Origin of the sequence: Streptomyces sp. MA5143a (genome assembly GCF_900290235.1) — a bacterium.
GTDB lineage: Bacteria > Actinomycetota > Actinomycetes > Streptomycetales > Streptomycetaceae > Streptomyces.
This window is the reverse complement of record NZ_OLMK01000023.1, coordinates 22,126-29,602: the sequence shown is the minus strand read 5'-3', so window position 1 is coordinate 29,602 and position 7,477 is coordinate 22,126. Positions and strand designations below refer to the sequence as shown.

Here is a 7,477-nt window from a genome sequence, read left to right as displayed (position 1 = left end):
GGGCAGACGGGACTTTCGCAACGCGCCCTAGGGCCCTTCTGACGGATCCCCGCGGCGTCACGGCGCCCGGTCGTCACGGGTGTGTGGGGCGCCTTGTACCTCCCCTGAGTGACATCGGGGACGGGGGGCGTCGCACTTCCCTCCCTCGACCTCGTATGGTCTTGTCCGTGTTGGAGGAGATGCGGATACGGTCGCTCGGAGTCATCGACGACGCGGTCGTCGAGCTGTCACCCGGCTTCACCGCCGTGACGGGTGAGACGGGCGCGGGCAAGACCATGGTGGTCACCAGTCTCGGTCTGCTGCTCGGCGGCCGGGCGGACCCGGCGCTCGTGCGGATCGGCGCGAAGAACGCGGTCGTCGAGGGCCGGATCGCCATGCCCGACGGCGCCTCGGCGGTCGTCCGGGCCGAGGAGGCCGGGGCCGAACTCGACGACGGGGCGCTGCTGATCAGCCGTACCGTTTCCGCCGAGGGACGGTCGCGGGCTCACCTCGGCGGGCGGTCCGTGCCCGTGGGCGTCCTCGCGGAGCTGGCCGACGAACTGGTGGCCGTGCACGGCCAGACCGACCAGCAGGGGCTGCTGAAGCTGTCCCGGCAGCGGGCGGCCCTCGACCGGTACGCCGGGGACGCGGTGGCCGTGCCGCTCGCCAAGTACGGCGAGGCGTACCGGCGACTGCGGGCCGTCGCCGTCGAACTCGACGAGATCGTCACCCGTGCGCGTGAGCGGGCCCAGGAGGCCGACCTGCTGCGCTACGGGCTCGACGAGATCGCGGGCGTCGAGCCGCGCGCCGGTGAGGACGTGGAGCTGGCCGAGGAGGCCGAGCGGCTGGGGCACGCGGAGGCGCTGGCATCCGCCGCGACGGCCGCGCACGCCGCGCTCGCGGGCAATCCCGAGGACCCCGAGGGCGTCGACGCCTCGACGCTCGTCGCGGGCGCCCACCGGGCGCTGGAGGCCGTGCGCTCGCACGACCCGGCGCTGGCGGCGCTCGCCGACCGGATCGGTGAGATCGGCATCCTGCTCGGCGACGTCGCGGGTGAGCTGGCGGGATACGCCGACGACCTGGACGCCGACCCGCTGCGGCTCGCGGCCGTGGAGGAGCGGCGGGCCGCCCTCACCGCCCTGACCCGCAAGTACGGCGAGGACATCGCCTCCGTGGTCGCCTGGGCCGAGCAGAGCGCCCAGCGGCTCACCGAACTCGACGGCGACGACGGACGCATCGAGGAGCTGACCGCCGAGCGGGACGCGCTGCGCGTCGAACTGGGAGGTCTCGCGCAGGCCCTGACGGACGCCCGGCAGGAGGCCGCGGAGCGGTTCGCCGCCGCCGTGACCGCCGAGCTGGGCTCGCTCGCCATGCCGCACGCGCGCGTGTCGTTCGAGATCCGGCAGACCGAGGACCCCGAGGGCGTCGAGGTCGGCGGACGCACGGTCGCGTACGGGCCGTCCGGCGTCGACGAGGTGGAGCTGCTGCTCGCCCCCCACCCGGGGGCGCCGCCGCGGCCCATCGCCAAGGGCGCCTCGGGCGGTGAGCTGTCGCGGGTGATGCTGGCCGTCGAGGTCGTGTTCGCGGGGACGGACCCCGTGCCGACGTACCTCTTCGACGAGGTCGACGCCGGTGTCGGCGGCAAGGCGGCCGTCGAGATCGGCCGGCGGCTCGCCCGGCTCGCGCGGTCGGCGCAGGTCGTCGTCGTCACGCACCTGCCGCAGGTGGCCGCCTTCGCCGACCGGCAGCTGCTGGTGGAGAAGACCAACGACGGCTCGGTGACCCGGTCCGGCGTGAAGGTCCTGGAGGGCGAGGACCGGGTGCGGGAGCTGTCGCGCATGCTCGCCGGTCAGGAGGACTCCGAGACGGCACGGGCACACGCCGAGGAACTGCTGGCGGCGGCCCGCGCGGACGCCTGAGCGATGCGCAGGTGGGCCGCGCTCGTCCTCGCGGCGAGCGCGGCCCGCGCGGGCGTCGCCGTCCTCCGGGCCACGGCCCCCGGCGGCGCTCCCCGCTGGCAGCGCACCAACCACACCGGCCGGACCGTCACCCTGTACGCCGGGCCGGGGGCCACGCTCGGCACCGTGCTCGCGGCCGGCCGGAGCTGCCCCGCCGCCGGGCTCGCGATCCTGGCGGGTGGGATGTGCGGGGCGTACGACGACATCGCGGGCGCCGACGACCCGAAGCGCGGGTTCCGGGCCCACCTGGCGGCGCTGCGGGACGGTGACGTCACCAGCGGCGCGGTGAAGCTGTTCGGCATCTCGACCGCCGGACTCGTCGCCGGGGCACTGCTGAAAGAACGGGCGCTGGACAAGGTGCTGGCCGGTGTGGTGATCGCCGGGGCCGCGCACATGGTGAACCTCGTCGACGTACGGCCCGGAAGGGCGGTCTGCGCGACGCTCGCCCTCGCACTGCCCGGCATGCTCCGCGAGGGGGCCGCCGGGGAGGTGGCGGCGGCGACCGCCGGGGCCGTCCTGGCCGTGCTCACCGACGACCTCGCCGAGCGCACGATGCTCGGCGACACCGGCGCCCACGCCCTCGGCGCCGCCCTGGGCTGCGCCGCCGTCCTGGCCCACGGCCGGGCGGGGCTGGTCGCCCACGCGGCGGCGGTGGTGGCCGCGGCCGTCCACGGGGACCGGGTCAGCGAGGTGGCGCGGTCGCCGGTGTGGGGGTGACCGGCGTCGGCAGGACACGGGTGCTCGGGTGGGGCGGCGGGGCCGCGGGCCGGGGAACGCTCCGGGCAGGAGTGGGGCGGAAGTGGCGTGGAGGGCAATGTCGTGCGGGAGTTCACTCGTGTGAGTGACGCTGGGCGTCGTGTTGCCCACAGCTGCGCCGTTCGGGCGGTTCGGCGGTGCCGGAACACTCGTACGGCCTGGCATCCTTGGACAGGTACGACGTAGCGAGACGTGCTACGCAGACCAGGCAGAAGCGGCCTCGCGCGGTCAACCCTCGCCGCCGGATCGTTCTGTACGTTTCTTCGTGACCGTCCGACCCCGAACCAGGAGCCCCGGCCACGTGAGCCACGTGAGCAGCCACTCACCGCACGGCCAGTCGCCGCTGCGAACCGTGCAAGTGCTCGGCGGCGGCAGCGCGGTGAGCAGCGCGCATGTGCGGTCGTTGGCCTCGGGGCTCGTCGCCCGGGGCGTACGGGTCACCGTGTGCGCCCCCCACGAGACCGACGGCGTCCACGACTTCACCGGTGTCGGCGCCCGCCACATCCATGTGCCCCGCAGCAGCGACCCCGCCTCCGTGGCCACCCTGCGCAACGCCTGCGCGGACGCCGACCTGGTCCACGCGCACGGCCTGCACGCCGGCTTCCGCGCGACCCTCGCGCTCGGCGGGCGGCGCACCCCGCTCGTGGTCACCTGGCACACCCGGTCCTACGCCGAGGGCGCGCGGGCCCATCTGCTGCGGCTGCTGGAGCGCCGGGTCGCCAAGGCCGCCGCCGTGGTGCTCGGGACCTCCTCGGAACTCGTCGACCGCGCCCGCAGCCGGGGCGCACGCGACGCCCGCCTCGCCGCCGTCTCCGTGCCCGTGCTCCGCCGGAAGGGTGACGACGACAACGACCGCCACCGTTCCAAGACCCGGGCCGAACTCGGCGCGACCGACCGGCCCTTGCTCATGGCCGCCGGCGCGCTCGACCGCCACCGGGGGTACGACACGCTGCTCGACGCGGCCCGGGAGTGGCGGGGCCTCGACCCCGAGCCGCTCGTCGTGATCGTGGGCGAGGGCCCGCAGTGGAGCACCCTCCAGCGGCGCATCGAGGACGAGGGACTGCCCGTGCGGCTCATCGGGCGGCGTGACGACATCGGCGAGCTGGTCGCGGCGGCCGACCTGGCGCTGCTGCCCGGCGGGCCCGAGGCGCGCTCGGTCCTCGCCCAGGAAGCGCTCCACGCGCGCGTACCGCTCGTCGCGGCCTCCGCCGGGTCGGTGCCCGAACTCGTGGGGGACGCCGCCGCGCTCGTCCCGTTCGGGGACGCCGGGGCGTTCGCCGAGGCGGTGGCGCGCCTGTTGAAGGACCCCGCGCTCCAGGACGAACTGCGCGACCGGGGCACCCGGCAGGCCGCGACCTGGCCGACCGAGGACGAGACGGTGGCCCAGGTGCTCAGCGTCTACGACGAGTTGACCGACCTTCGGCCCCTCATGTGACGCCGGCCCCGGGTGACCTGAGGCCAGCGCCTCCTACGGCACGTGTCTGCGGGCCCTGAGCGCCAGGCTCAGGGCCAGGACGGTCTGCGGGTCGTCCAGGTCCGTGCCGAGCAGTTCGCCGATGCGGGCGAGGCGGTTGTAGAGGGTCTGCCGGTTCAGGTGCAGCTCGCGGGCCGTCTCCGCCTTGCGGCCCGCGTGGGCGAGATACGTCTGCAGGGTCGGCAGCAGTGGCGGCCGGGAGCGGCTGTCGTGGTCGAGGAGCGGGCCGAGCGCGCGGCCCACGAAGGCGGCCAGGTCGGGATGGTCGCGCAGCCGCCACAGCAGCAGGTCGATGTCGAGCCGCCGGGCGTCGTACCAGGGGCGGTCGGCCAGCCCCTGCGCGGCCGTCGCCGTCTCCGCCGCGTGCCTGAGCCCCGCCGAGGCGGCCGCCCAGTCGCCGGGCACCCCGACGACCACCACGGGCGGCCGTCCGCCCGGCCGCCGCAACCCGGCCCGCTCCACACCCGCTCGCAGCGCCGCCGCGACCTTGTCCGCCACCGCCGGACGCTCCGCCTCCTCACGCAGCCCCACCAGCAGCGGGACGCGGCCCTCGACCGGCCGTACCCCCAGCAGGACGGGGACACCCACCAGGGTCAGCTCCTCGCCGACCGCGCGGGCCAGCACCGCCCAGCCGCCGCCCGGTGACAGGCCGTCGGCGAGTCGCATCACCATCGGCAGCAGGGGCCCGCCGCCCGGTCGGAAGCCCAGCACACGGGCCTGGGTGGGGGCGTCCTCCGCCTCGATACGGCCCTCGGCGAGATCGGTGAGGAAGTCGCCGCGCCCGCGCGCCGCCAGCTCCTCCTCCTGCCGGGCCTGCATCAGGACGACGGCGAGGACACCGGCCGCACGCTCGGCGGCCATCCGGTGCACCGGGGCCAGGGGAGCGACCACGGGCAGGAGGACCAGCCGGGCCCGTACCGAGCCCGAGCCCGGTCCGCCGCCCGGTACGTCGACGATGGTCGTCCCGGCCGGCGGCTCGTCCTGGTGCCGGTCCCGCAGCCCTTCCCACACCTGGAGCGGATCGGTGTCGGCGGGCCCCGCCCCGGCGGCGTACAGGAGGTGACCGTCGGCGGTCTCCAGGAAGACCGGGTTGCCGCTGAAGTCGGCCAGGATGCCGAGGACCTGGGGCACCCCACCGCCGCCGAGCAGCGCCTCGGTGCAGCGCCGGTGGACCTCCTCGGCCTGCTGGAGGAGCGCGTAGTGGCCGTTGACGATCTCGGTGTGGATCTCCTCGGTGACCGTCACGAACGCCACCTCGCGGTGCAGCTGGACCAGGGGGAGGCCTGCCGAGCGCGCGGTCTCCACCAGGGCCGGGGGAAGGCGGGTGAACCGCGTGCCCAGCTCGACGACGAGCGCCGCGATACCGCGCTCGGCCAGCGTCCGTACGAACGCCCGCTGGTCGGCGGGGCGTGTACCGAGCCCGTAGCCCGTGGTCAGCAGCAGCTCGCCGCCCTTGAGGAGCGAGGCGATGTTGGGGACCTCGCCCGCGTGCACCCAGCGCACGGTCCGCTCCAGCCGGTCGGCGCCGGCCAGGATCTCCGGCAGCCCGCCGCGCAGCCCGGGCAGCTCAAGCGCCCGCCGCACGGTGATACCGCCCGGAGCCTCACGACCGTCGGCGGGTACGCGGCTGTCACGGGTGTCCATGGACCGGACGGTACCCGCGCGCGGGCCGACCGGGCATCCCCGCGCCGGGAGCCGCTCGCGGGAGCGCCCGGCGGGGGAGCGCTCAGTGGCCGGCGCTCAGTGGGCGGCGGGCCGGCCCTTCGGGTCGCGCGGCGGGATGTTGTGGTTGAAGCGGAACACGTTGTCGGGGTCGTACTCGTCCTTCACCGCCATCAGCCGCCGGGCGTTGTCGGCGCCCAGGCCCGCCAGGACCCGGCCCTCGCCCTCGTCGCCGATGAAGTTCAGATAGACCGCGCCGGTGCTCCACGGCCGGACGTGCTCGCGGACGTCCCGTACCCACTGGATGGCCCGCTCGTCGTCCGCCGGGTCCTCCCAGACGCCGAAGGGGTGCACGGCCCATGGCGCGTTCCGGTACGGCACCGGGTACTCGGCGGGGCCGTCGGCGACCGCGCCGCCGTACGGGAAGAGGATGTGCTGCGAGTTGGTCGGCACGGGCATCGACCGGGCCTCGGCGCAGAAGACGTCGACCACCTCGTCCGGCAGACCGGCCAGGTACTCCGCCGACCAGTAGTTCCGCAGGCCCGGCGGATCGTCGATCATGCACTGCACGTCCGCGTACGGCATCGCTCCGACCACCTCGGCCTCGTGCGGCAGCGCCAGCAGGGGCTGGGCGATCTTGCGCATGTCGTCCTCGGTGCCGGCGTAGGTGAGGAGCATCCCGCACACGAGCCGGCCCACCATGTGCTCGGGGACGAACTCCTCGGGCGGGCCGGTGAAGTACAGGACGCCCCCGCCTGCCTCGCGCGGGCCGTTCTCGAGGACCTCGCGGTAGACGCGGACGACCTCCTGGGCGTGCTCCGGCTCGTACAGCAGCAGGGCGATCGCGAAGGCGGGCAGTTCGTGCAGACGCAGGGTGAGGGCGGTGGCCACGCCGAAGTTGCCGCCGCCGCCGTGCAGGGCCCAGAACAGCTCCGGGTTCTCCTCGGCGGTCGCGTGGACCGCGCGGCCGTCGGCGGTCACCAGTTCCACGCCGAGGAGGTTGTCGACGGCGAGACCGAAGGCCCGTTCCAGCCAGCCGCTGCCGCCGCCGAGGACGAAGCCGCCGACTCCGGTGGTGGAGGCCCGGCCGCCGGTGGTGGCGAGACCGTACGGCTCGGTGGCGCGGTCGAGGTGGCTCATGGTGGCGCCGCCCTCGACGCGGACGCTGCGCGCGGCGGGGTCGACCGTGACCGAGTGCATCCGGCGCAGGTCGATGACCAGGCCGTTGTCGTTGAGGGCCGATCCGGCCACGCTGTGGCCGCCGCCGCGCACCGCGATGTTGAGGTCGAGGTCACGGCCGAAGCGCACGGCCCGTACGACATCGGTCGGGTTCTCGCACTGGGCGATCACCGCCGGACGCCGGTCGATCATCCCGTTGAACACCGTCCGGGCGTCGTCGTACCCGGGGTCCCCCGGGGCGAGTACCTCGCCGGTGAGATCCTCGCGCAGTTCGGTCAGCGCCGTGTGGGCCTTGGAAAGGGGAGCCATGACCGGCCCCTTTCAGCCAGGAGACAGGACTTCTTCCAGGCTAGGCGGGTACGGCGGATCGGTCCTGTTCGAACCCGGGGCGCCCACGGGGTGGACGCGAGCCCCCCGAACCAGGCGCAAGCGCTTGCTGCGTGCGCCTGGTCGTGCGCCGATCCGCCGC

General features: G+C 75.1%; 5 protein-coding genes. 3 read left to right on the top strand and 2 right to left on the bottom strand.

Annotated elements, in window-relative coordinates:
• Positions 1-155: 155 nt before the first annotated feature.
• The 3 genes from recN (at position 156) to SMA5143A_RS11270 (ending at position 4,128) form a co-directional block, all read left to right on the top strand.
• Positions 156-1,898, top strand: a complete 1,743-nt coding sequence (gene recN / locus SMA5143A_RS11280) for a DNA repair protein RecN (protein WP_181361813.1) — start codon at positions 156-158, stop codon at positions 1,896-1,898.
• Positions 1,899-1,901: 3 nt separating this feature from the next.
• The gene (locus SMA5143A_RS11275) at positions 1,902-2,654 is read left to right on the top strand and encodes a hypothetical protein (RefSeq protein ID WP_107462784.1); all 753 of its coding nucleotides are present in this window, start codon (positions 1,902-1,904) and stop codon (positions 2,652-2,654) included.
• 340 nt (positions 2,655-2,994) lie between these two features.
• Positions 2,995-4,128, top strand: a complete 1,134-nt coding sequence (locus SMA5143A_RS11270) for a glycosyltransferase family 4 protein (protein WP_107462783.1) — start codon at positions 2,995-2,997, stop codon at positions 4,126-4,128.
• Between the two features lie 33 nt (positions 4,129-4,161).
• Here SMA5143A_RS11270 and SMA5143A_RS11265 read toward each other — a convergent pair whose 3' ends face one another.
• The gene (locus SMA5143A_RS11265) at positions 4,162-5,811 is read right to left on the bottom strand and encodes a PucR family transcriptional regulator (protein ID WP_107462782.1); all 1,650 of its coding nucleotides are present in this window, start codon (positions 5,809-5,811) and stop codon (positions 4,162-4,164) included.
• 96 nt (positions 5,812-5,907) lie between these two features.
• On the bottom strand, positions 5,908-7,317 hold the full coding sequence (locus tag SMA5143A_RS11260) for an FAD-binding oxidoreductase (protein ID WP_107462781.1): 1,410 nt from the start codon (positions 7,315-7,317) through the stop codon (positions 5,908-5,910).
• Between the last annotated feature and the right edge of the window lie 160 nt (positions 7,318-7,477).